General features: G+C 58.2%; 20 protein-coding genes. 13 read left to right on the top strand and 7 right to left on the bottom strand.

Annotated elements, in window-relative coordinates; genetic code table 11:
• The first annotated feature begins 71 nt into the window (after positions 1–71).
• Complete coding sequence (locus tag SynPROS71_RS07320; protein WP_186594190.1) at positions 72–1,268, top strand: alanine--glyoxylate aminotransferase family protein; 1,197 nt, start codon at positions 72–74, stop codon at positions 1,266–1,268.
• Here the strand turns inward: SynPROS71_RS07320 and SynPROS71_RS07315 are convergent.
• Entirely contained in the window at positions 1,210–1,683 is a 474-nt protein-coding gene (locus SynPROS71_RS07315) for a nucleoside deaminase (RefSeq protein ID WP_186597948.1), read from the bottom strand. The genes SynPROS71_RS07320 and SynPROS71_RS07315 overlap by 59 nt on opposite strands.
• Positions 1,684–1,777: 94 nt before the next feature.
• Here SynPROS71_RS07315 and SynPROS71_RS07310 point away from each other — a divergent pair, with 94 nt between their 5' ends.
• Positions 1,778–3,223 (top strand): aminotransferase class V-fold PLP-dependent enzyme, encoded by a 1,446-nt coding sequence (locus SynPROS71_RS07310; RefSeq protein WP_186597947.1) that lies wholly within the window; start codon positions 1,778–1,780, stop codon positions 3,221–3,223.
• A gap of 96 nt (positions 3,224–3,319) precedes the next feature.
• Here the strand turns inward: SynPROS71_RS07310 and SynPROS71_RS07305 are convergent, their stop codons facing one another.
• From SynPROS71_RS07305 to SynPROS71_RS07290, 4 genes are read right to left on the bottom strand one after another with little or no spacing between them, the layout of a single operon-like run.
• The gene (locus tag SynPROS71_RS07305; RefSeq protein ID WP_186594188.1) at positions 3,320–4,915 is read right to left on the bottom strand and encodes a GTP-binding protein; all 1,596 of its coding nucleotides are present in this window, start codon (positions 4,913–4,915) and stop codon (positions 3,320–3,322) included.
• Positions 4,916–4,922: 7 nt separating this feature from the next.
• On the bottom strand, positions 4,923–7,082 hold the full coding sequence (locus SynPROS71_RS07300; protein WP_186594186.1) for a transglycosylase domain-containing protein: 2,160 nt from the start codon (positions 7,080–7,082) through the stop codon (positions 4,923–4,925).
• Positions 7,063–7,569: a signal peptidase II gene (lspA, locus tag SynPROS71_RS07295; protein ID WP_186594184.1), complete on the bottom strand. Its 507-nt coding sequence runs from the start codon at positions 7,567–7,569 to the stop codon at positions 7,063–7,065. The genes SynPROS71_RS07300 and lspA overlap by 20 nt, the downstream gene beginning before the upstream one ends.
• Positions 7,566–8,138 (bottom strand): biotin transporter BioY, encoded by a 573-nt coding sequence (locus tag SynPROS71_RS07290; RefSeq protein ID WP_186594182.1) that lies wholly within the window; start codon positions 8,136–8,138, stop codon positions 7,566–7,568. The genes lspA and SynPROS71_RS07290 overlap by 4 nt, the downstream gene beginning before the upstream one ends.
• Here SynPROS71_RS07290 and SynPROS71_RS07285 point away from each other — a divergent pair.
• A complete protein-coding gene (locus tag SynPROS71_RS07285) occupies positions 8,120–8,425 on the top strand; it encodes a DUF3148 domain-containing protein (protein ID WP_370586812.1) in 306 nt (101 codons plus the stop codon). The genes SynPROS71_RS07290 and SynPROS71_RS07285 overlap by 19 nt on opposite strands.
• Here SynPROS71_RS07285 and SynPROS71_RS07280 read toward each other — a convergent pair.
• Together SynPROS71_RS07280 and SynPROS71_RS07275 are read right to left on the bottom strand one after the other, a co-directional pair.
• Entirely contained in the window at positions 8,407–9,669 is a 1,263-nt protein-coding gene (locus SynPROS71_RS07280) for a pitrilysin family protein (RefSeq protein WP_186597945.1), read from the bottom strand. The genes SynPROS71_RS07285 and SynPROS71_RS07280 overlap by 19 nt on opposite strands.
• The gene (locus tag SynPROS71_RS07275) at positions 9,666–10,973 is read right to left on the bottom strand and encodes a pitrilysin family protein (RefSeq protein WP_186594178.1); all 1,308 of its coding nucleotides are present in this window, start codon (positions 10,971–10,973) and stop codon (positions 9,666–9,668) included. The genes SynPROS71_RS07280 and SynPROS71_RS07275 overlap by 4 nt, the downstream gene beginning before the upstream one ends.
• A gap of 24 nt (positions 10,974–10,997) precedes the next feature.
• Between SynPROS71_RS07275 and SynPROS71_RS07270 the strand changes: the two genes are divergently transcribed.
• From SynPROS71_RS07270 to recG, 10 genes are all read left to right on the top strand, one after another.
• Positions 10,998–11,732 (top strand): phycocyanobilin:ferredoxin oxidoreductase, encoded by a 735-nt coding sequence (locus SynPROS71_RS07270; protein ID WP_186594177.1) that lies wholly within the window; start codon positions 10,998–11,000, stop codon positions 11,730–11,732.
• A complete protein-coding gene (locus tag SynPROS71_RS07265; protein WP_186594176.1) occupies positions 11,732–12,637 on the top strand; it encodes an HlyD family efflux transporter periplasmic adaptor subunit in 906 nt (301 codons plus the stop codon). Before SynPROS71_RS07270 ends, SynPROS71_RS07265 begins: the two co-directional genes overlap by 1 nt.
• Positions 12,634–13,806: an ABC transporter permease DevC gene (gene devC / locus SynPROS71_RS07260; protein ID WP_186594175.1), complete on the top strand. Its 1,173-nt coding sequence runs from the start codon at positions 12,634–12,636 to the stop codon at positions 13,804–13,806. Before SynPROS71_RS07265 ends, devC begins: the two co-directional genes overlap by 4 nt.
• Positions 13,806–14,537: a DevA family ABC transporter ATP-binding protein gene (locus tag SynPROS71_RS07255; protein WP_186594174.1), complete on the top strand. Its 732-nt coding sequence runs from the start codon at positions 13,806–13,808 to the stop codon at positions 14,535–14,537. The genes devC and SynPROS71_RS07255 overlap by 1 nt, the downstream gene beginning before the upstream one ends.
• Positions 14,538–14,573: 36 nt before the next feature.
• Complete coding sequence (locus SynPROS71_RS07250; RefSeq protein ID WP_006850288.1) at positions 14,574–14,729, top strand: hypothetical protein; 156 nt, start codon at positions 14,574–14,576, stop codon at positions 14,727–14,729.
• An 87-nt stretch (positions 14,730–14,816) separates the two neighbouring features.
• The gene (locus tag SynPROS71_RS07245; RefSeq protein WP_186594173.1) at positions 14,817–15,749 is read left to right on the top strand and encodes a glycosyltransferase family 2 protein; all 933 of its coding nucleotides are present in this window, start codon (positions 14,817–14,819) and stop codon (positions 15,747–15,749) included.
• A gap of 134 nt (positions 15,750–15,883) precedes the next feature.
• Positions 15,884–16,603, top strand: coding sequence for a 30S ribosomal protein S2 (rpsB, locus tag SynPROS71_RS07240; RefSeq protein ID WP_186582643.1), 720 nt, complete (start codon positions 15,884–15,886; stop codon positions 16,601–16,603).
• Positions 16,604–16,689: 86 nt separating this feature from the next.
• Positions 16,690–17,349 carry a translation elongation factor Ts gene (tsf, locus tag SynPROS71_RS07235; protein ID WP_186594172.1) on the top strand — a complete coding sequence of 220 codons (660 nt, stop codon included), beginning with the start codon at positions 16,690–16,692 and terminating at the stop codon, positions 17,347–17,349.
• 2 nt (positions 17,350–17,351) lie between these two features.
• On the top strand, positions 17,352–18,482 hold the full coding sequence (locus SynPROS71_RS07230; RefSeq protein WP_255442034.1) for a hypothetical protein: 1,131 nt from the start codon (positions 17,352–17,354) through the stop codon (positions 18,480–18,482).
• On the top strand, positions 18,443–20,974 hold the full coding sequence (recG, locus tag SynPROS71_RS07225; RefSeq protein ID WP_186594171.1) for an ATP-dependent DNA helicase RecG: 2,532 nt from the start codon (positions 18,443–18,445) through the stop codon (positions 20,972–20,974). The genes SynPROS71_RS07230 and recG overlap by 40 nt, the downstream gene beginning before the upstream one ends.
• The last annotated feature ends 15 nt before the right edge of the window (positions 20,975–20,989 follow it).

Genomic DNA, 20,989 nt, shown 5'->3' with positions numbered 1-20,989 from the left:
CAAGCGGCATCGGAACAGAGCTTTCTGGCTCGAATCGCCCCGATCGATGCGTAGGCTTCGGCCATTAAATGATGGTTTCCGGCCAGCCGATGACGCACTCTCTTCCCCAGGTTGAATCGCGCCATCGCAGATCCGTTGGCCCTATCAGTACGCCTGACCGCCTTCTGTTAGGCCCAGGTCCCTCCAACGCCCATCCGACTGTTCTGTCTGCTCTGGCAAGAACGCCGATCGGCCATCTCGATCCTCTCTATGTGGATTTGATGGGTGAAGTCCAGGAGTTGCTCCGTTACGCCTGGCAGACGGACAACCGCCTCACCTTGCCCATGAGCGGCACCGGTAGTGCTGCGATGGAAGCCACATTGGCGAACACGGTGGAGCCCGGCGATCGCGTGTTGGTCGCAGTCAAGGGCTATTTCGGAAATCGCCTTGCCGACATGGCAGGCCGATACAGAGCTGATGTTCGTGTCATCGAAAAACCCTGGGGTGAGGCGTTCACGCTCGATGAGTTGGCTTCTGCGCTGCAGCATCACAAGCCTGCAGTCCTGGCCATGGTGCATGCCGAAACCTCCACAGGGGTGCGCCAACCCATGGAGGGCGTTGGTGATCTCTGCCGTGAGCACGACTGTCTTCTTCTCCTTGACACAGTCACATCACTCGGAGGTGTTCCCCTTTACCTCGATGAATGGAAGGTGGATATGGCCTACAGCTGCAGCCAGAAGGGGCTGAGCTGCCCTCCAGGCTTGGGACCGTTCACCATGGGTCCTCGTGCGGAAGCCAAGCTCGCTGCCAGAAAAGACAAGGTTCCCAATTGGTATCTGGATGTTTCCCTGTTGAATCAGTACTGGGGGAGTGACAGGGTCTATCACCACACGGCGCCGGTGAACATGAACTTCGGCATGCGTGAAGCCCTGCGTCTGCTTGCAGAGGAAGGTCTGGACAATGCATGGTCACGCCATCGCCGCAATGCTGAAGCGCTTTGGAACGGACTTGAATCTCTCGGCCTTGAAATGCACGTTCCCGAGGATCTACGACTGCCCACCCTCACGACTGTTCGGATTCCCGATGATGTGGATGGAAAAGCCTTTTCCTCCCACCTTCTCAACTCCCATGGCATTGAAGTTGGCGGTGGTCTTGGCGTTCTGGCAGGGAAGATCTGGAGAATTGGCCTGATGGGTTACAACTCCACTCCAGAGAATGTGAATCGTCTGCTCAATTTGTTTGAGTCAGAGCTTCCCCGTTTCCGCCAAGGCTCCTGCGTCGCTGCCTGAACCAGCCCCCCAGCAGTATCGATGCTTCCTCTTCCATGACTCCACCCACCACTCGCATGTGGTGGTGAGCTGATTCATGGTCAGCAAGATTGATCGTGCTGCCCAGTCCACCGCGCTTGCGGTCTCTGGCAGCAAAAATCACTTGTCCAACTCTGGCCTGAACGAGTGCTCCCGCACACATCGGGCATGGCTCCAGGGTCACCAGCAGGGTGCAGTGGTTCATGCGCCAATCGCCAAGCAGCCAGGCGCCCTGACGCAGCGCCATTAACTCCGCATGTCCGAGTGGGTCTCTGTGGGTTTCCCTGCGATTGGATCCGTGGCCAATGCACCGCCCTGCTTGATCGAGAAGAACAGCCGCCACAGGAATCTCTCCAGTGACACCCACGCGCTCAGCGCGATTGAGCAGCCGCTGCATCCACGCGCGCATCGCCTGTTGTGTGAGCTGAATCGGCTCCGCCCGCACGGCCGTGACTCTCCGCTTGCCATCCAATGTGCCACCAAAGGTGACAATGGTTTCTGATCGCGACTCTTTCTTGCACGGCCCCGCTCGGTCATCTTTAGAAGCATCGGAGCCATTGGCACCCTTTGCTTCACCCGATGGCCTAGACCCTCAGTTGCAGATGTTTCTGCAGGAGGCCTGCTCCCAACTTTGCGCCTGGTTTGGCACTGCCAACCAACGGTCTCCCCTGCCTTCGCTGCGTTTGCTCCCTGATGCTTTCCCTGAGACGGAAGGACTTGGAGCACAACATCTTCTGGATGATCTCCAGCAGGTCATGGATGGGGCTTACCAGCCATCACATCCTGGTGCCTTGGCCCATTTGGATCCGCCACCGAATACAGCCTCGATTGCAGCAGAGCTGATTTGTGCAGGACTGAACAACAACCTTCTGGCCGAGGAACTGTCGCCGAGTCTTTCGCAGCTGGAGCGTCAACTCTGTGGATGGTTTGCGTCCTGTCTCGACCTCCCGATGGGGTCAGGGGGCGTCGCTGCCAGCGGGGGCACGCTGAGCAACCTCACCGCGCTGGTCACAGCCCGTCATTCCCAGGGGCTGAATGCTGTTTCTGACGCTGTCGTCCTGACAAGTGAGGACGCCCATGTGTCCTTGGCCAAGGCCTGCAGGGTGATGGGACTTCATGCTGATGCTCTGCGGCGAATCCCCGTGGATGCCAATGGATGTCTGCGGCTGGATGCCCTACAAGAGGAACTCAACGGACTCGCATCTGAGCAGCGTCCATGTTTGGCCATCGTCGCCACCGCTGGAACGACAGTGCGTGGTGCGATTGACCCCTTGCGGGCAATCGCAACGCTTGCCAAGACCCATGGCACCTGGCTGCATGTGGATGGTGCCATTGGCGCTGTTTTTGCTCTCTCGGGACAGACCCGCGAACTGGTGGCCGGATTGGGTGAAGCCGATTCAATCACCGTCAATCCCCAGAAACTGCTCGGGATCGCCAAAACCTCCTCGTTGTTGCTGGTTCGCGATGCGTCCACCCTGCACGCTGCATTCAGAACCGGACTTCCTTACATGGAGCCAGCTTCCGTTGGTGCTCACGGGGGTGAGATGGGGTTGCAAGGCAGTCGACCGGCAGAAATCCTCAAGCTTTGGCTGGGTTTGCGTCAACTCGGGATGGTTGGAATCAACTCACTTCTGGTGAAGGCTGTGGCACGCAGGGAGCGGTTGCAGCAATGCCTCGACGTTCAGGCGCTGGATCTTCTCTCTGGCCCGCTCCATCTGTTGACCTGTGTACCGAAAAACGCAGACTCCAACGCCAGTGAACGTTGGTCAGCACGCCTCCGTCAGGGGCTTCTCGATGAGCAAATCATGGTGTCAAGACCCCAGTACAGAGGCCGCCATCACATCAAAGTGGTGCTTGGAAATCCCCATACATCTGACGCCCTGATCGACCATCTGGGGATGCGCATCAACCAATCGTCCGGGCGGAGTTCGCACTGATGTCAGAGACAGAATCGCAACGACAACGAGGGAAGTGGATTGCGGTTTTCACGGGGGCTGTATCAATCCTGATCGGGCTGCTTTACCTCGGGCTGATCACGGTTCTTGATAGCCGCGGTCCGATGCGTCCGCCTCCGCCCGAAGCCCTGGTCGGGGCGGCAGTCGTTTCTTCGCCTCTTGCTGAAGTGGGTCGACCACCCGTCGTAGCGCTGTCTCAAGAAACTCCCGCAGTGAGCGATCACGACGGTTGAGGTCGTAATGCCTCTGAACAACGTCTTGGACGCCACCATCTCCCCAGTCTTGATCCTGCTGAAAGAACGTGATGAAGCTGGCACCGGCAATTCTGGTGAGCCATCCAGCTGCGACGCCCTGAACGGCTCGTCCAAGCAGGAGCGTGGGGAGGTTCACACTCAGTGCCGTTCCAATGATGGCCACCCCACCTTTGACGACACCAAGGCCTGCCAACGTTCTTCCCACGGAGAGGGCTAGGTCTTGGGCCCTGGTGCGGGTGAGCTGAATGCCAAAAACACCTGCCACTTCCATCACCATCTGGGCATTGACTGCGGCAGTGCCGAGCAGGTCCACTCCTGGTAGAGGAGTCGCTGCCACCACCCCAGCGCTGATCCAGGTGTAGCGATCAACAATGCGACGGGCTTCCTCTTCTCTCTGTTGATCAAGAAGGGTTCGGCCGGTTTCACCGAGCGATCGGCACTGGAGAAGAATGTTGTCAGCAAGAAGCTCTTCGCCGTCCTGATGCAGGACGACAGCGAGACGTCGAAGCAGTTGCCCGACCTCTGCGGGGGGCTGCCATGGTTTTTGTCCTGGTCTTGGCAACGACTGGGGTGCTGCGCTGGTCCCGACAACATCGTCGGGGGGAAGCCAACCCAGGCAGCGTTCACGCAAGAGCAGCATCAGCCGTCGCTCCTCTTCCTCACCGCGGAGGTCGCACTTGTTGAGCACGAGCAAGAGCCTTTTGCCAAGTCCGGAGAGACTCTGAACGATGGCCAGTTCCTGGCTGCGCAGATCACCATCCACAACGACCAGCATCAGATCAGCGCGCGATGCCCGTTGTCTGGCCTGTTGTTCGCGGGTGCGTCCGTCCTGTCCTCCTTCAAGGATTCCAGGCGTATCAACAAGAAGCACGCCTCGCTCCAATCCTTTCAGCCTCAGGCGATAGGAGCGGCTTTCACTGGTGGATCCCATGGATGCCCCCACGTCGCCCACGATGTCCTTCAACAGGGCACGGATCAGGGATGTTTTTCCACTTGATCCTGTCCCGAACACCACCACTTCCAGATCGCCACGGTCGAGTTGTCGGGCCACGCGTTCCCGCTCCTCGAGCAACGACCGGCGTGCCACATCGTCCTGCAGTCGAGCGAGAAGTCGGTCCACACTGTCGAGGCTTTGACGGGCTGCTTCCCGTCGATTGCTTGGCGGGACTGGACGGGATGCCCCCGCACCCTGGGCGTGGCGTCCCTGCTTCCAGCGTTTGACCAACGGAACACCCACTTGGATCAATGCGGCCACCAGAAGGATGGTGCCGATGAGAAGCACGGGCCCAACGAGCCATGGTGGTAACCAATAGCTGAGATCCCAAAGCAGGTTGCGGATGGCCTGAAGCACCAGGCCAATCACCATCAGTGCGATCAGAGCCGCAGCTCCTGCCAATAGCCAGCGGGTCTGCTGTTTCATTCGCCTGTTATCGCGTATTCAGCCCGCCGCGTCCTGCAGAACGCATGATTTCCCCCCACAGAGACGCTGCCAGCGCACTCGAGCTGGCTGAGGGACTGTTGTCGTCGTTGCCGAGCCAGATTCCCAGTACCCAGTGACGACTTGGTTCGTAGCCGATGAACAGAAGATCGCGACCATCATTGGTGGTTCCGGTCTTTCCTCCTTCTTCCCCTCCCAGGGACGCTCCGGTGCCTGTTCCATTTCTCACCACCGCTCGCAGCATGGCCTGCATTTGTTTGGCAACGTCAGGACGGATGGCCTGACGCCCAGCATTCAGGCTGTTGTCTTGCGCCCCAGTGAGACTTCCGCATCCACGCAGATTGTCCTGCCGGCAGGTTTCAGCATCCATCAAACGGCGGATCGTGGTGGGTGGTTTCCATTGGCCTTTGTTGACCACGGCGGCGTAGGCACTGGTGAGCTCGATCAAGCGCACTTCGCTCTGCCCCAGCGCCAATCCAGGGACGGGATCGAGAGGGGTGGTGATGCCCAGGGCCCGTGCTTGACGCACCACTTGCTCCAGTCCCACACGCTTGGCAAGGCGCAGGGCTGCGGTGTTGCTGCTTGATGCGAAAGCGCTGGTGAGCGTCAGACGACCATTGCAGGGACTTTCAAACCGCTGTCCGCCCCATTCCATGGCGCTGCAGTCGATGCTCTCGGTGGGCTTCATCCCCTTGTCCAGAGCAGCCAGGTAGGTCATGAGCTTGAAGGTGCTCCCTGGCTGTCGCAGGGCCATGGAGGCACGGTTGAACTGGCTGAAGCGGTAGTCGCGTCCACCGGCAATCGCGAGCACACCACCACTGCGACTGTCGATCACGACGGCAGCACCCTCACTGACACCCAGCCCGCCGGCATTCCTGACCAGGTTGCGCAAGCGTCGTTCAATCACGCTCTGAAGTACCGGATCGAGGTGTGTTTCGATCAGGAAGTTGCCCTCAGCTGCCACTTCGGGGCCTACCAAAGCCGTTAAGTCCCTCCTGACCTGATCGGTGTAGAAGGGAGCTGAGCGACGCGTGGCCTGTTTGCTGCAAGCATTTTTGGCAAGCTGAATGGGCTGACGACGGGCCGCGCGGGCTTGATCCAGGGAGAGCCGCCCGGCATCCGCCATCTTGTTGAGAACCCTGTTGCGCGCTTCGAGAGCTCTCTGTGGAAACTGACAAGGGTCGTGGCCATTAGGCGAGGGCAAAAGGCCCACCAACAGCGCTGCTTCCTCCACCGAAAGCGACCCAGCAGATTTGTTGAAAAAGGTTCGGGAGGCATCGTCGAACCCCCACCCCACCCCGAGGTACACCCTGTTGAGATAGCTCAAGAGCAGTTCACCCTTGCTGAAGCGACTCTCCAGTTGCAGGGCGACCAGCAGTTCTCTCCACTTCCGGCCCAGGGTGTCTCCCTCGCCCACCAGATCCGGGTAAAGGCTTCTGGCCAATTGCTGGGTGAGGCTGCTTCCCCCTTCCAGAACCCGTCCACCGGTGAGGTTGGTGGCGAACGCACGCACGGTCCCAATGGGATCAACCCCTGGGTGCCACCAGAAACGATTGTCCTCACTGCTGAGCAAGGCGTTGATCAGCGAGGGTGAAAAGTCGGAGAGAGTTGCCAATTCCCGGTGACGGCTGGAATCAACGGAATCGAGAGGTTTGTTGTTGCCGTCATAGATGGCCACCGGTCCACGCACCGTGGCCAGTCGGCCACGGACGGGCACATCCAGACCAGCAAGAAGAAGCAGAGCACCCGATCCCCCAAGTGCCAGCAGAAGTGCGATGCCAAGCCAGCGCCGGATGCGTTGTCCACCACGATCAGCTGGGTTTTCAAACTGCAGGGATGGGGCTCCGGCTTCCGTGGCGGGAGCCAGGCTGATTTGGTCACCGTCTTTTAATTCGATTTCCCTGACCCTGCGGCCCTTCCACCAGAGGCCATTGGTTGAGCCTTGATCAACAAGGCACCACTGCTGTTTACGCTTCTGAAGCAAGGCGTGCTGGCGGCTGACTGCGGGATGCTCGATGCAGATCTCCAGGCCATGATCGCGACCAATTCGGTACCCCTCCCCGTGAAGGTGAAGGGTTTGATCGGGGCGATCGTGCTGATGGATCGTCAGCCGTGCTGCGGCCGGTTGGTTAGGAGTCAGCTTGGCCATGGCGTTCACGGAAGGCGTCGACGGCGAAGCAGACGACGGCGAAATTGATGACGACATCAGCCCAGTTGAAGATCGGGAACTGGATCGGCACCAGTTCAAGAAAATCGGTGACGTGGCCGAGACGCCAACGATCGATGCCATTACCGAGGGTTCCTCCAAGCAGAAATGCCAAAGCAAGACCCATCCAGTAACAACGCTTTGGCTGACTCCAGATCCATGCGGTGACTCCAAGCGTCACTAACAGGCTGAGAGCGCCGAGAAACAGCGTGGAGTCTGTGAACAAACTGAAGGCTGCACCAGTGTTGTGCACAAGACGAAATTGCAGAAATCCGGGGATGAACGGCACTGGCCTGCCGAGGATCAATGCGGAACGTGCCCAGTGCTTGCTCCACTGATCAAGGATCACCATCCCAACGCTGATCAGAAGGAGTGATTCGCGCCGCAGCGAACGACGATTCCGTCTGACGGCGCTTTCGCTTGCGTTCATTCCACCCACAACAGACCACGCATGCATCGGGCCAATAAACCTGCTGCGCAGCAAAGGGCCAGCTGCGCGACCAAAGGGCCGAGGCTGTAGCTGAACAACAGCTCAGCCAAGGGTTGCTGCCAGCGACCGAGTCCCGCCCCCAAAAGGAGATTGAGCAGGCCGCAGAGCTGAATGATGAGCAAACCGGCCATGGCAGCCAGCGTGAGCCGGGGGATGTCATTCATGCCGCTCTGCATGGCTAAACGACCGGTCAGCCACGCGGCCGGGATGAATCCAGCTAGGTATCCGAATCCAGGCGTGAGCACGTAAGCAAAACCGCCGCCTCCGTAAAACACAGGCAGATCCACAAGGCCGATGGTCAGATACGCAACTGAGGCGATTACACCGGCGCGAGGCCCTGCAACCAGAGAACACAAAAGAAGGGCTGGCACCTGCCAGGTGCTGGGCAAAGGCAGCACAGGTGGAGGCAGCTCAGGCAGGGGAACCACCAGAGCCGCCTGGATCAGGCTGCCCACAAGAATCAAGAACAGACCGGCGACAGCGCCGCTCCATGTGGCCAGAGCCCGCACGGGCAGTCGTCAGCTTGCACCATCCTGCTGTAAGAGGAACACATTGCCCAGCTCCTATGGCCGTTTCCATTGGTGACCAAGTACGACTGCTACGTGCCCAGCCCTTTCTGAAGTCAGCGGATCCAATGCCAATGCTCCGCCCACCCGATCTGGTGGATCTTGATGAAGTGGGAACGGTGATTGCGCTCCATCCCGGAGAGTCTGTCGCGGTGCGTTTTTCCCGAGGAACGTTTCTCCTGGCGACGGACGTGCTGGCTCCCATCTCAGATCAAGCTTCAGCTGAATGAAACGGTCCGTCCCCCCAAACGGATTCGAGCATGCTGAGAGAGGAAGCAGGTCCACACAGACTGAGGATCGGCTGCTTCAAATGCTGTAGAGCCACAGTTTTGAGTGCCACACCACTGAGACTGTTGAGTTGATCGACGCAACGGCGATCGTGATCGTCCGGAAGCCCAAGGGCTCGGAGCTGGGCGCGTCGCTCCGCCCTCTGGCCTGTCGTCTGGGACGCGTGGGCCAGCTGCCCCCGGAACTTCGCCATTGCCAAATCGAGATCAGTTTGTTCGATCACGGAGTCCAAAAGTTCCTCCCAACTCCGCATCAACAGTTCGAGGGTCAGCTGCGCCCGCTCCACCCCGGTGGATGCGTGCATCACAAAGGGAGCTGAACGCTGCCTCGCTGGATGGTGAAGTCCTACGTCATAAGCGACACCATGGTCTTCGCGTAAACGTCTGAACAGCAGGCTGGACATCCCTGATCCCAAATGGGCCTGAAGCACCCTCAAGGCCAGATCATCCGGATGGCCATGGGGCAAGGTTGCCTGCCCGAGCATCAGTACAACTTGTTCGGTCTCAACACTGTTCAGGGTCGATGTTTGACCCAGTTTCTGTGATCCGTTGTCCACGGCTGATTCCCCCTGTGAGCTTGCTTGGGGTTCTCCATCCCCCAAACCTTGCAGGATGTCCTGAAGTCCCTCAGGGATGGTCCCTGAGAGGGCCAGGACAGACCCCCCATCGTTGATTGCGGCTGCAAGGGCTATCAGCTGGTTTTGATCCAGGGCCTCCACATCGGCAGTGACGCCGAGAGGGTCGTGTCCGTATGGGCCTTTGCCGTAGGCGAGCTGTCGCCAGCCATCAAAGGCACGCTGGAACGGATCCTCCTGCTGTCGTTGAAGGGCCTGCAGGCTGAGTTCCTTTTCCAACGCAATCTGAGCCGGATTCAGATGGGGCCGCTGCAGCATCCACCCAAGGATCGGCAGCAGCCTGTCGGCATCGTTTTGCGTGCATTTGAGGCTGACCAGGATTCCATCTTCGTGGGTATCGCAACGAAGCCCTGCCCCGCAGCCTTCCACTAGATCCGCCAGTTGAACATGGTCCAGCGGTCCACAACCACGACTGAGAACGGAACCAAGAAGTTGATGGCCACCGCGCTGGCCCAAGGGATCGTCACCGCTACCGCGACGGATCCAAAGCTTTGCGGAAAGGACTCCGGTGGTTGCGATCGGGTCGATGACCACCTCAGTGAAGCCGCTCATGATGATTCCGATGGTCGGGCGATCAAGGTGCATGCCTGGTCTGCCTGGAGCCGCTGCATCACACGCTCTTGGAGGGCCGTCGCGCTCCACTCTTCGAGATCTTTGAGAGGTTCGAGCAGCTGACGCTGCCGTCCCCATACGGCTTGGGAGCCCGCGCAGCCCGCTACCGAGCCAGGGGCCTCAAGGCTGAATCGGTATCCATTGCCCACCAGTTGGAAAGCTCGCTTCCGTTCCTCCTCGAGCACAGGTTCCTCGGCGCTGCGCTGCAGTTCCTCTCTGATTTCCTGTTCAACCCGCGGCAGTTGCTCTTCAGGGCAGCATGCCTCAAGCATCACAAGGCTTCCCTGCTCGAGGGTCGTCACGTCCATGTCGATGGACTCGACGATCTGCAAATCTTCGCGAAGAAGTTGCACCAGCCGGCTCCGGCGACCTTCGGACAGAATCGTGGTCGCCAGGTCCGCCCCCGCGACCCCGATGGGATCCGAGGCCGCAGCGGTTGGCCAGACCATCAATAGGCGTGCTGATTCCAGCCTGGGAAAGCTCTGGCACTCCCTTCCGCTTTGAAAAGGCAGCTGTTCCGCTGTACCCCCTCTTTCATCAGGAGCGTTCGGGGCTGCGGTATCAGCACCATCGCTCAATGCTGTGAGCGCGCTCCCCCTGACTTGGTTGATGAGGTCCGTGGGAATGGCTCCAGCTACGGCAAGGCAACAGTTCGGACCCTGATAGCGCCGTTGGTGAAAGCGACGCATTCCCGAGGGATCCATCGCTTTCAAGCTGGAGTCGAGTCCGAGAACGGGACGGCCATAGGGATGTTCGGGAAAGCAGAGTTCCAGCACCCGCTGAAAAACCAGATCATCGGGTTGGTCGCGGTACTGGGAAATTTCCTCGAGCACGACTTCGCGCTCCATCGCGAAAGCATCCAGGTCGAGTGAGGGGTGCAAAACCAGATCCAGAAGCAGGTCCAACGCTGCTGGTGTCTCCTTGGGTGGAACAAGAACGTGGAAGTGCACGTCATCGAACCCGGTGGCGGCATTACTGGTGCCGCCGAGCGCCTCTATTTGGCGATCGAAGTCTCCGGGTTGCAACCGCTCACTCCCCTTGAACACCATGTGTTCGAGAAAGTGAGCGATGCCCTCTTCACCGTTGCGTTCCCAGAAGCTTCCTCCCCGACACCAGAAATCCAGGCAGGTGAGTTCAGCACCCGGAAGTTCCGCTGACACCAGGGTGCTTTTGTTCGAGAGAGTGAGGTGTTCCAGTGCAGGACCGGATGAGATCGCTGTCAGGGTCCCGTGGCAAAGTCCCATTCTGTGCAATGACGGATCGGATTGATGCCTGAGTCCTCGAGCGGCCCGGAGCTTCATCCGTTGGTGGTGTCCTTATCCGAGTGCATCCGTCAGTGTCGCGAGGGGCTTCCCGATCTCCAGGACCTTGCGGTTCCAGCCGATCTTGAGCAGATCATCGGCAGTCTTGATGGTGAGGCTTTGTTCATCAGCAATGAGGTGCACCGCTGTCGCGGACTGCGCAAGCTGCATCTCGAAACGGCCCGACTCGGAGTCGGGCTGCAAATCCTTCACTGCGTGTTCTTTCCCGACCCCCGTTTCGATCTCCCCGTGTTCGGAGCCGACATCGTTGCCAGTCCAGCTGGTATTTCCGCGGCGATCGTTGATCTTTCACCAGTGGGTGGCCACTTGCCCGTAGCCATCGAGGAAGCCCTCAGCAACATCAACATCCCCGCGTTTGAACAGGTCCGCGACCTCCCTGCTTGGGCAACGATTTTTTCACCATTTGTGCGCTTTATCCGTCCTGCGAATCACGAGGAACAGGATTGGTTTGTTGAGCTTGTTGAGACCTATCTGGGCATCTTGAGCCGTGCTGTGGAGCGTGCACAACCAACGGCTTCCAGCGATCCGCTTACGCTTGCCCGTTATCACGGGCAGGTGTCGTATTGCCAGCAACAGAAACGCAACGACAAAACTCGTCGGGTTCTGGAAAAGGCCTTCGGGACGATCTGGGCCGACCGATACATCGAAGAGCTTCTTTTCGACGAACCGGTTTGTCCATGATGTCGAAGCGCTCTGTGTGGATCGGGGCCGGGACGCTCTCCATCCTCGTGATCGCAGGAACTATTGCATTTCTCCAGCGGCCAACCACTGTTGTTGCGCAGGCTCCTCAGGCGGAATCACCGCGCCCACCGGAGGCCGTGGCTGCCTTGGGGCGGCTTCGTCCTCTCGGAGAGATTCGCCGTCTCGCTGCACCGGTCAGCGGGTTCGGAGGCACCCCCCGAGTCTCCAAGCTTCTTGTGAATGAAGGAGATACGGTCACCCGTGGCCAGGTGCTGGCTGTTTTCGATAGCCGTCCCCAAATCGAAGCTGATCTTGAGGCTCTCGATGCTCAGATTCGCACGATTGAGACGGAGATCCCCCTGCGACGTCGAGAGGTGGCTCGCTACGCAGAAGCAGCCAAAGTTGGTGCCGCTTCGATGGTGATTCTCGAAGAGAAGCAAAACGAATTGACATTGGCGGAGCGCAAGCGCATCGAGCTAATCGCTGAACGTCGATCGCTTGAGGCTGATTTGGTCGACAGCGAGCTGCGATCACCGATTGACGGCACTGTGCTCAGGCTGCACACCCGGGTCGGTGAGCGCCCCAGTAACGATGGCGTGCTTGAAGTTGGCGCCAGCCAATCGATGGAAGCTCTGATTGAGGTGTACGAATCCGACATCAACAGGATTGCTGTCGGTGATCCCGTGACGCTTGTTAGTGAGAACGGTGGATTTGAAGGTCGTCTTACAGGCCGTGTCGAGCGAGTTAGTCCTCAGGTGAGGCAGCGCGAGGTTTTATCCACCAATCCAACCGGTGACGCCGACGCCAGGGTGGTGGAGGTTCAGGTCAGCCTTGATCGCGATTCGGCTCGGCGGGTTTCATCGTTAGCCGGTTTGAAAGTGATCGCGCGTTTCAAAACCTCATGAGTGGTGCGTTCTGGTCCAGCCGCGGCATTCCCCTGGCTTCGCTGATGTTGATCCGTCAGCCTGTGCGCTTGGCTGTTGCTCTGGCTGGCATCAGCTTCGCTGGAATTCTGATGTTCATGCAGCTCGGGTTCCGAGATGGATTGTTTGATGCCAGTGTCACCGTCCATCGTTTGTTTGATGCCGACATCGTATTAATCAGCCCGCGTTCTACCAGTTCGGTGAGTATGGCTGGTTTCCCTAAACGGCGTTTGGTGCAAGCCATGGCGCTTCCGGAAGTGGAAGGTATAACCCCCGTGAATTGGAATCTGCTCCTCTGGAGAAATCCAGAAACCCGCGGAACACGGTCCATCCTTGCCCTTGGTTTTGAACCCGGTGATCCTCTGTTCACCGATCCAACGCTGGCGCCCAAAGCCAAGACGCTCACCCAAAAAGGCAGAGTTCTCTTTGATGAACGATCGCGGCCGGAGTTCGGACCAGTGGCTGACTGGTTTCGTGATGGCCGGATTGTGGAGAGTGAAATTGCAGGCAAACGTGTTCGTGTTGCGGGCTTGATTGAGCTTGGTACATCCTTTGGAGCTGATGGCAATCTGCTTACCAGCAGCGAAACGTTCCGTGAATTGCTCCCCAATACTCCCCCTGGAAGCATTGAGGTTGGGTTGATTCGTCTCAACGCTGATGCAGACCCTGAGCTGGTTGTGGACCGTCTCAAAACCTTGCTTCCTGATGACGTCACTGTGTTGACGAAACAAGGATTTATTGACTTTGAGCAGAATTATTGGAAAACCGGTACCTCGATTGGCTTCATCTTTACCCTTGGAGCCGCCATGGGATTCGTGGTCGGCTGCGTCATCGTTTATCAGGTGCTCTATTCCGATGTCAGTGATCACCTGCCTGAATACGCCACGTTGATGGCGATGGGGTATCGGCTCATCACACTTCTCGGTGTTGTGGTTCGTGAAGGATTGCTTCTTGCCCTTTTCGGATACCTTCCGGCCTATGCCGCTGGCCAAGGTTTGTATCTGCTCGTCAGAAATGCAACCCAGCTTCCCGTCGCCATGGATTTCAGCCGTGCTTTCACCGTGTTCACGATGATTCTCATCATGTGCATGGCCTCAGCTGGATTGGCGATGAGGCGGCTCGTGGATGCGGACCCGGCGGAGATCTTTTGATGTCCAGCACAACGCTTTCAGAGTCAACTCAAAGGCATGGTTCCCGCCAGGAGCTCAGTGTGAGCATCAATGGCTTGAGCCACTGGTATGGGAAGGGATCAACCCGACGGCAGGTGTTGCAGGGTGTGGATCTGGAGATTGCCGCCGGTGAAGTGGTGCTCCTAACAGGACCCTCCGGATGTGGAAAGACCACGTTGCTGACGTTGATCGGTGCTTTGCGTCAGGTGCAACAAGGCGACGTTCGCGTCTTCGGTCAGCAATTACAGGGAGCTGGACGTGGCCAGCGGCAGAGGCTGCGGCGCAGGATCGGAATGATTTTTCAAGGCCACAATCTTCTTCGTTGCCTCACCGCGGAACAGAACGTGCAGATGGGTGCCGACCTCCTCCCTGGATTCAGCTACCGGGCCCGGAGAGATCAAGCCAGGGAGTGGTTGCGAGCTGTTGGTCTGGATGAAGAGCTCAGCAAACTTCCCCACAATCTTTCGGGGGGACAAAAACAGCGCGTGGCCATCGCCCGGGCGCTCGCCGCTAGGCCCAAACTCTTACTGGCTGATGAACCCACGGCAGCTCTCGACAGCACCACGGGGCGAGAGGTGGTGGAATTGTTGAAACGCCTAGCAAGGGAACAATCCTGTTCCGTCCTTATGGTCACCCATGACCCCAGGATTCTTGATGTGGCTGATCGGCTCGTTCGGATGGAGGATGGCCGTCTTTTTCAGGCCATTGAGTAGGTTGGGGTCATAACCCGCCAAAGTTTCAACCAACGCATGGCCAAGCGCAGAAATCTCAAGAAAGAAAAGCAAGAGCGCAACCGCGCCTACGCGCGCAAATTCAAGAAGCGCAAGATGCGCAATGACGGTCGTGGCGAAGGTGCCGGCAACGGTGTCACAGGAACTGCCAACAACGGTGGCGCTGCCGATTGAGTTCGGGCTCTTGTGCAAGAGGGGGGAGCATCCCCCTCTTTTTTTGTGCCCTTAGGCTGACTTCAATTGGATCACCGTGAAGCGCGGATGTTCATCAGCGTCGTCATTCCCACCTACAACCGACGCCCGATCCTGGAGAAGTGCTTGCTAGCACTGGAAGGGCAACGTCCCAGTGGGGAGATCGATCATTATGAGGTGGTCGTTGTCGATGACGGCTCCACCGATGGAACGCCGGACTGGTTGAGAGCCTCAAGCAGTCGTTTTCCCAGCGTGCGTCTGATCGAACAGCGCCACGGTGGACCCGCTGAAGGTCGAAACCGTGGCGTCAGCCACGCCCGAGGTGACGTCATTGTCTTTATTGACAGTGATCTCGTCGTCACACCAACTTTTCTCGCCAGTCATGCCAAGGCGCTCACAGCAGCGTGGCGTCGTAACGGAAACCGTTTGTGCTTCACCTACGGCGCAGTGATCAATACTGCGAATTTTGAGCATCCAACCCACGAGCGACACAAGCTCAGAGATCTTTCCTGGGCCTATTTCGCAACCGGTAACGTTGCCATCGACCGCTCCGTTCTCGAACAGTCCGGCCTTTTTGATACGGGTTTCCGGCTCTATGGCTGGGAGGACCTCGAGCTGGGTGAGCGTCTGAGACAAATGGGGGTTGTGCTCGTTCGCTGCCCTGAAGCTGTGGGCTATCACTGGCATCCCGCTTTCCGGCTTGAACAAATTCCTGATCTGATTCGCGTGGAGAGAGAGCGGGCACGGATGGGACTCGTCTTCTACAGAAAGCACCCCAGCCGCAGAGTGCGAATGATCATCCAGTTCACTTGGATGCACAGGGTTCTGTGGTCGGTTCTAACCCTCGGAGGCCTGGTCAATGAGCGAACACTCAAGCCGCTTCTTTCCTGGCTCATTCATCGGGGACAGCCCTCTCTGGCCCTTGAACTGTTGCGGCTTCCCTTGAACCGTCTTGGTGTTGAGGCGTTGTACAGAGAAGCCAAGGCCACCGGTCTGCGTTGAGCAGTCCGTTTGATAAATTCAAGGTGTTCTCTCAAACCACACACCTGTCTGTTTCGGGTGCTGATCGTGGTGTGGCTCCAAGCCATCCATGTGATCCCTGACAGGTGGAGGCCAACCCGAAACCTCAATCAATCATGGCTGTTGTCACTCTCGCTGAGATGATGGAAGCTGGTGCCCACTTTGGACACCAGACCCGTCGTTGGAATCCCAAAATGTCGCGCTACATCTACTGCGCGCGCAACGGGGTTCACATTATTGACCTTGTGCAGACGGCTGTCTGCATGAACAACGCCTACAAATGGGTTCGTTCCGCTGCAAGAAGTGGCAAACGTTTCCTGTTCGTAGGAACCAAAAAACAAGCCTCTGAAGTGGTGGCTCAAGAAGCCCTGCGCTGCGGTGGGTCCTACGTCAACCAACGTTGGTTGGGCGGCATGCTGACCAACTGGACCACGATGAAAGCCCGAATCGATCGCCTCAAGGATCTTGAGCGGATGGAGGCCAGTGGAGCGATCGCCATGCGTCCCAAAAAGGAGGGCGCCGTTCTTCGCCGTGAACTGGACCGTCTCCAGAAGTATCTGGGTGGCCTCAAGAACATGCGTCGTCTCCCTGATGTGGTGGTGCTGGTCGATCAGCGTCGTGAAACGAACGCAGTGCTCGAAGCCCGCAAATTGGATATTCCCTTGGTGTCGATGCTTGACACCAACTGTGATCCTGATCTTTGCGAGGTTCCCATCCCTTGCAACGACGACGCTGTGCGTTCCGTCCAACTCGTGCTGAGCCGTTTGGCCGATGCGATCAATGAAGGCCGTCATGGCTCCAATGAGCAGCGTGGTGGTGACGACAGCGAAGGCTGAGTCCCACGAGCCGCTATGTTCACGCCGCCCTTCCGAATGTTTGGAAAGGCGGCTTTTTGCCCAAATACTCTCCTCCTTCTTCTCTGATGGCCGCTGCCGTATCCGCCAAGCTCGTTAAGGACCTGCGCGACAAGACCGGCGCTGGAATGATGGATTGCAAGAAAGCACTTGCAGCCACAGACGGCGATGCTGACAAAGCCATCGAATGGCTGCGCCAGAAAGGGATCGCTAGCGCAGAGAAAAAGTCCGGTCGTACAGCTGCTGAAGGCGCTATCGGCAGCTACATCCACACCGGAGCACGCGTCGGCGTGTTGATCGAAGTCAACTGCGAAACCGACTTCGTCGCCCGAGGTGACATGTTCCAGGAGCTCCTCAGAGACGTGGCCATGCAGGTGGCTGCCTGCCCAGGAGTGGAATACGTCAACACCGACGAAATCCCTTCCGAGATCCGCGAACGAGAAAAGGCCATTGAAATGGGGCGTGATGACCTCGATGGCAAGCCCGAGCAGATGAAGGAGAAGATTGTCGAAGGTCGGATCAACAAGCGCCTCAAGGAACTTGCTTTGATGGAGCAACCCTTCATCAAAGACAGCTCCCTCACTGTTGCTGAACTGGTGAAGCAGACAGCCGGCAAGATCGGAGAAAACGTGAGGGTTCGTCGTTTCACGCGCTACACCCTTGGAGAGGGCATCGAAGTTGAGGAAAATGACTTCGCCGCTGAAGTGGCTTCGATGACCAAGGGCTGATCTTGGAGGCTGATTCGGAGAGCCGCCACTGCCACGACCCAGACCTCCAGTTGGAGCGTCTGGGTTGCCGATGCAGGTCCCTGGCACCAGCTCTTTATCGCGAACAGGCGCTCTATCTTCAGATCGTCCGTGATCAGCTTTCCGGAGCCGTTCGTACATCCATCAAACATCTGCTTTGCGCTCGCGGGGTGGACGCAAGCATCCGCAGAGCTGATGGAGTTGAGGAACTGCATCGTCGTGTCGATGCGCTTGTGAAGAGAACGTCTTCTCTGCTCACTGTTGAGCAGCTCATCATTACGGCAAATCGTCTGCGCCACGAAGCCCAACGCAACCATCTCCTCCAGGTGCAGGCACTGGCCAATTCATCTGAGACGCAGACTCCGTCTGTTGACTGTGAGGAAGTTCATCTCGGCCTCTCTCTTCCCCTGGAACGTTCAGATTTGATTGATGGTCTCTTCCCAAGGAAAGTGGCCGTTGACGAGAGGACTGATGGCGACATGGATCAGCCCTCGAAAGATGAACAACCTTCTTCACAGGAGACGACGGAGCTGGACCTGATCCGGTCCTTGTTCGCTCTCGCTGGTGAGGCCATGGACCCGAGGGATGCGCAAGAGTCTTCCGACGATGCCACGGGATCTGCAGGGCCCCCTTTGATGGCGAATGTCAGTGGGTCGAATCAGTTGATGCCAACGTCACCGAGCGCTCTTCTTGCCTGGATGGAAGGGATTGATGCTGGCCTCAGCCGACGTCTGCGCAACCTGTCCCATGCCCTCAATGTGGAGCTGTTACGTGCGGGAATTATCAGAAGTCTGCTGCCAATCCAACTGCTGGATGCAGCCATGACCGGCCAGCTTCCATCGGAAGCCACCCATTCCAATCTCCTGAAACTGCCGCTGCCGCTGCCCACCGCTGGTGATCAGCACACCTACGAAACGCTTTGCCTACTTTTGCGCAGTTCCGAATTGGAATTCGATGATCGATCCTTGCGCCGTTGCCGCGGACGCATCCAGAATCAACGGCGTGCTCTCTCCACTCTTGTGGTGAAGGAGCGACACTGGCAACGACGCAGCAGCGCCAGGGAGGTTCAAACCCATTGGTGGCCCAACCGAGTGGAGATCCCTCCGCGCCATTGAGCTCTGGCCTTGATCAACAGGCCCTGGAGCGATTTCAGATTTGGATTCGTCCGCTTCAGCAGGCGCTGTCGCTTGAGGCTGAGCGTGGATTCGTCAATGTTCAGGGCCGGCAGGAGACATTTCACAGTTTCCTGAGCCGTGAATTGGGTGCACCACCAGGAATTTCTTTCCCGCCAGATTGCACGGAACGCCTTCAGGCGTTTTCCAATGATTTTCAGTCTTACCCCTCCCTCAGTGATGCAGCGCGCCGGCGCCTGGTCACCACGGTGAGGCAGTGGCTCCATGCCCTGCGTCAGCGCCTGGAACCCACACGACCGATGGCACCACCGAAATTGAAGGTTGCCACGAGCACCACGGCAGCTCCAGCGAACCACCAGGGTGTCATGCCTCTTGACGCACCACTGTCACGGGTCCGTGGCATCGGCCCCAAGCAGGCGGAACGCCTGGCCAGCCTCGGGCTTCTGGTGGTCAGAGACCTATTGCTTCATTACCCAAGGGACTATGTGGATTACTCCGCCTTGCGCCGGATTGAGGCCTTGGTGCCCGGGGAAACAGCCACCATTGTTGCCACCGTCCGTCGCTGTCACGGCTTCACCAGTCCGAGAAATCCCAATCTCTCGATCATCGAGCTGCAGCTTCAGGACCCCACCGGACGGATCAAGGTCAGTCGTTTTCTGGCAGGTCGCCGCTTCAGCAATCCCTCCTATCTCCATGGACAGACCAGGCTCTATCCAAATGGAGCCACCGTCGCTGTGAGTGGTCTGGTCAAGGAAGGTCCCTACGGCCTGAGCTTTCAAGATCCGCTGATTGAAGTGATGGAGAGCGCTCAAGCTCCTTTGCAATCAAAACGAATCGGCAGGTTGTTACCGGTGTATTCCCTGACGGAAGGTCTGACGGCCGATCGTTTCAGAACCTTGGTGGAAGCGGCGCTGCCATCGGTCCGTCTCTGGCCTGAACCACTGCCACCTCAGAGACGCCAAGCTAGGCAGTTGCTGGGCAGACATCAGGCGCTGACGGCGATCCATCGACCGGAGACGTCCGATCAGCTTCAGCAGGCCCGTCACCGTCTTGTCTTCGATGAGTTTCTGCTGCTTCAGCTCGGATTGATGCAGCGCAGGGCGGCACTGCGTCAGCGGTCAGCACCATCCCTGAGGGTCGCCTCGGATCGCGACGGTCTCCTGGGTCGCTTCCTGGATCATCTCCCGTTCCAATTCACCAATGCACAGAACAGAGTGCTGGCGGAGATCGATGAAGATCTCGAACGTTCGGAGCCCATGGCCAGGCTGGTGCAGGGTGATGTGGGCAGTGGGAAAACGGTCGTCGCTGTTGCTGCCTTGCTCAAGGCCATCCAGGCCGGTTGGCAAGGGGTAATGATGGCTCCCACTGAGGTGCTTGCGGAACAGCACTACCGCAGTCTCTGCCAGTGGCTCCCACCGTTGCATGTCACGGTTGAGCTTCTGACCGGCTCCACGCCTCTCAAGAAACGGAGGCAGCTTCTCGCTGATGTGGCTTCAGGCTCCTGCAAGGTTCTCGTGGGGACCCATGCCCTGCTGGAAGATCCAGTTGCCTTCGACCGGCTGGGACTGGTGGTGGTGGATGAGCAACACCGTTTCGGAGTTCGTCAACGCAATCGACTGCTTGGAAAAGGTCTTCAGCCCCATCTCCTCACGATGACGGCGACACCGATCCCACGAACGCTGGCTCTGTCACTCCATGGGGATCTGGATGTCAGTCAGATCGATGAACTTCCGCCGGGACGCACGCCGATCTTGACCACGATGTTGGCAGGCTCGCAGCGTGATCAGGCTTACAACGTGATCCGTGAGGAGGTGGAGAAGGGCCAGAGGGCTTATGTGGTGCTTCCGCTTGTGGAGGAGTCAGAAAAAATGGACTTGAGGTCTGCCGTTGACGTGCATCGTCAGCTTGAGGAGGAGGAGTTTCCGGATCTCAAGGTCGGGCTCCTGCATGGACGCCTTCCGAGTGCGGAGAAGCAGGCCGTGATTCAGGCTTTCGCGCGCGGGGAAACGCAGGTTTTGGTGTCAACCACTGTTGTGGAAGTTGGTGTGGATGTTCCTGAGGCAAGCGTGATGATGATTGATCACGCTGATCGTTTCGGACTGGCCCAGCTTCACCAACTGCGAGGGCGCGTTGGCCGGGGTGCTGCGGCATCTCGCTGTTTGTTGATTAACGACAGTCGCAATCCGTTGGCCCGGCAGAGACTTGAGGTGTTGGTGCGTTCCACGGACGGTTTCGAGATCGCCGAGATGGACCTAAGGCTCCGTGGCCCCGGGCAAGTGTTGGGAACCCGCCAATCTGGTTTGCCAGACCTGGCACTGGCAAGCCTGGCGGATGACGGCTCCGTTTTGGAGGAGGCCCGAGACGAAGCGGCCGATATTCTCCGCAATGATCCTGATCTGAACAATCACCCGGTGCTTCGCTGCTTGCTCGATGATCAACGCAATCGAGTGACCTCAGCTGCTCAGTTGAACTGAACGATTCAACAAAGC

This window comes from Synechococcus sp. PROS-7-1 (assembly GCF_014279795.1).
GTDB lineage: Bacteria > Cyanobacteriota > Cyanobacteriia > PCC-6307 > Cyanobiaceae > Synechococcus_C.
This window is presented reverse-complemented; position numbering and strand designations above follow the sequence as displayed.

Coding starts and splice junctions, on each gene's coding strand:
- SynPROS71_RS07315 (WP_186597948.1), bottom strand. CDS start 1,683: ATGCAGCGGCTGCTCAATCGCGCTGAGCGCGTGGGTGTCACTGGAGAG.
- SynPROS71_RS07310 (WP_186597947.1), top strand. CDS start 1,778: ATGGTTTCTGATCGCGACTCTTTCTTGCACGGCCCCGCTCGGTCATCT.
- SynPROS71_RS07255 (WP_186594174.1), top strand. CDS start 13,806: ATGTCCAGCACAACGCTTTCAGAGTCAACTCAAAGGCATGGTTCCCGC.
- SynPROS71_RS07265 (WP_186594176.1), top strand. CDS start 11,732: ATGTCGAAGCGCTCTGTGTGGATCGGGGCCGGGACGCTCTCCATCCTC.
- rpsB (WP_186582643.1), top strand. CDS start 15,884: ATGGCTGTTGTCACTCTCGCTGAGATGATGGAAGCTGGTGCCCACTTT.
- tsf (WP_186594172.1), top strand. CDS start 16,690: ATGGCCGCTGCCGTATCCGCCAAGCTCGTTAAGGACCTGCGCGACAAG.
- SynPROS71_RS07305 (WP_186594188.1), bottom strand. CDS start 4,915: ATGAAACAGCAGACCCGCTGGCTATTGGCAGGAGCTGCGGCTCTGATC.
- SynPROS71_RS07270 (WP_186594177.1), top strand. CDS start 10,998: ATGCCTGAGTCCTCGAGCGGCCCGGAGCTTCATCCGTTGGTGGTGTCC.
- SynPROS71_RS07320 (WP_186594190.1), top strand. CDS start 72: ATGGTTTCCGGCCAGCCGATGACGCACTCTCTTCCCCAGGTTGAATCG.
- SynPROS71_RS07300 (WP_186594186.1), bottom strand. CDS start 7,082: ATGGCCAAGCTGACTCCTAACCAACCGGCCGCAGCACGGCTGACGATC.
- SynPROS71_RS07280 (WP_186597945.1), bottom strand. CDS start 9,669: ATGAGCGGCTTCACTGAGGTGGTCATCGACCCGATCGCAACCACCGGA.
- SynPROS71_RS07250 (WP_006850288.1), top strand. CDS start 14,574: ATGGCCAAGCGCAGAAATCTCAAGAAAGAAAAGCAAGAGCGCAACCGC.
- lspA (WP_186594184.1), bottom strand. CDS start 7,569: ATGAACGCAAGCGAAAGCGCCGTCAGACGGAATCGTCGTTCGCTGCGG.
- devC (WP_186594175.1), top strand. CDS start 12,634: ATGAGTGGTGCGTTCTGGTCCAGCCGCGGCATTCCCCTGGCTTCGCTG.
- SynPROS71_RS07245 (WP_186594173.1), top strand. CDS start 14,817: ATGTTCATCAGCGTCGTCATTCCCACCTACAACCGACGCCCGATCCTG.
- SynPROS71_RS07275 (WP_186594178.1), bottom strand. CDS start 10,973: ATGGGACTTTGCCACGGGACCCTGACAGCGATCTCATCCGGTCCTGCA.
- SynPROS71_RS07285 (WP_370586812.1), top strand. CDS start 8,120: ATGTGGCCAGAGCCCGCACGGGCAGTCGTCAGCTTGCACCATCCTGCT.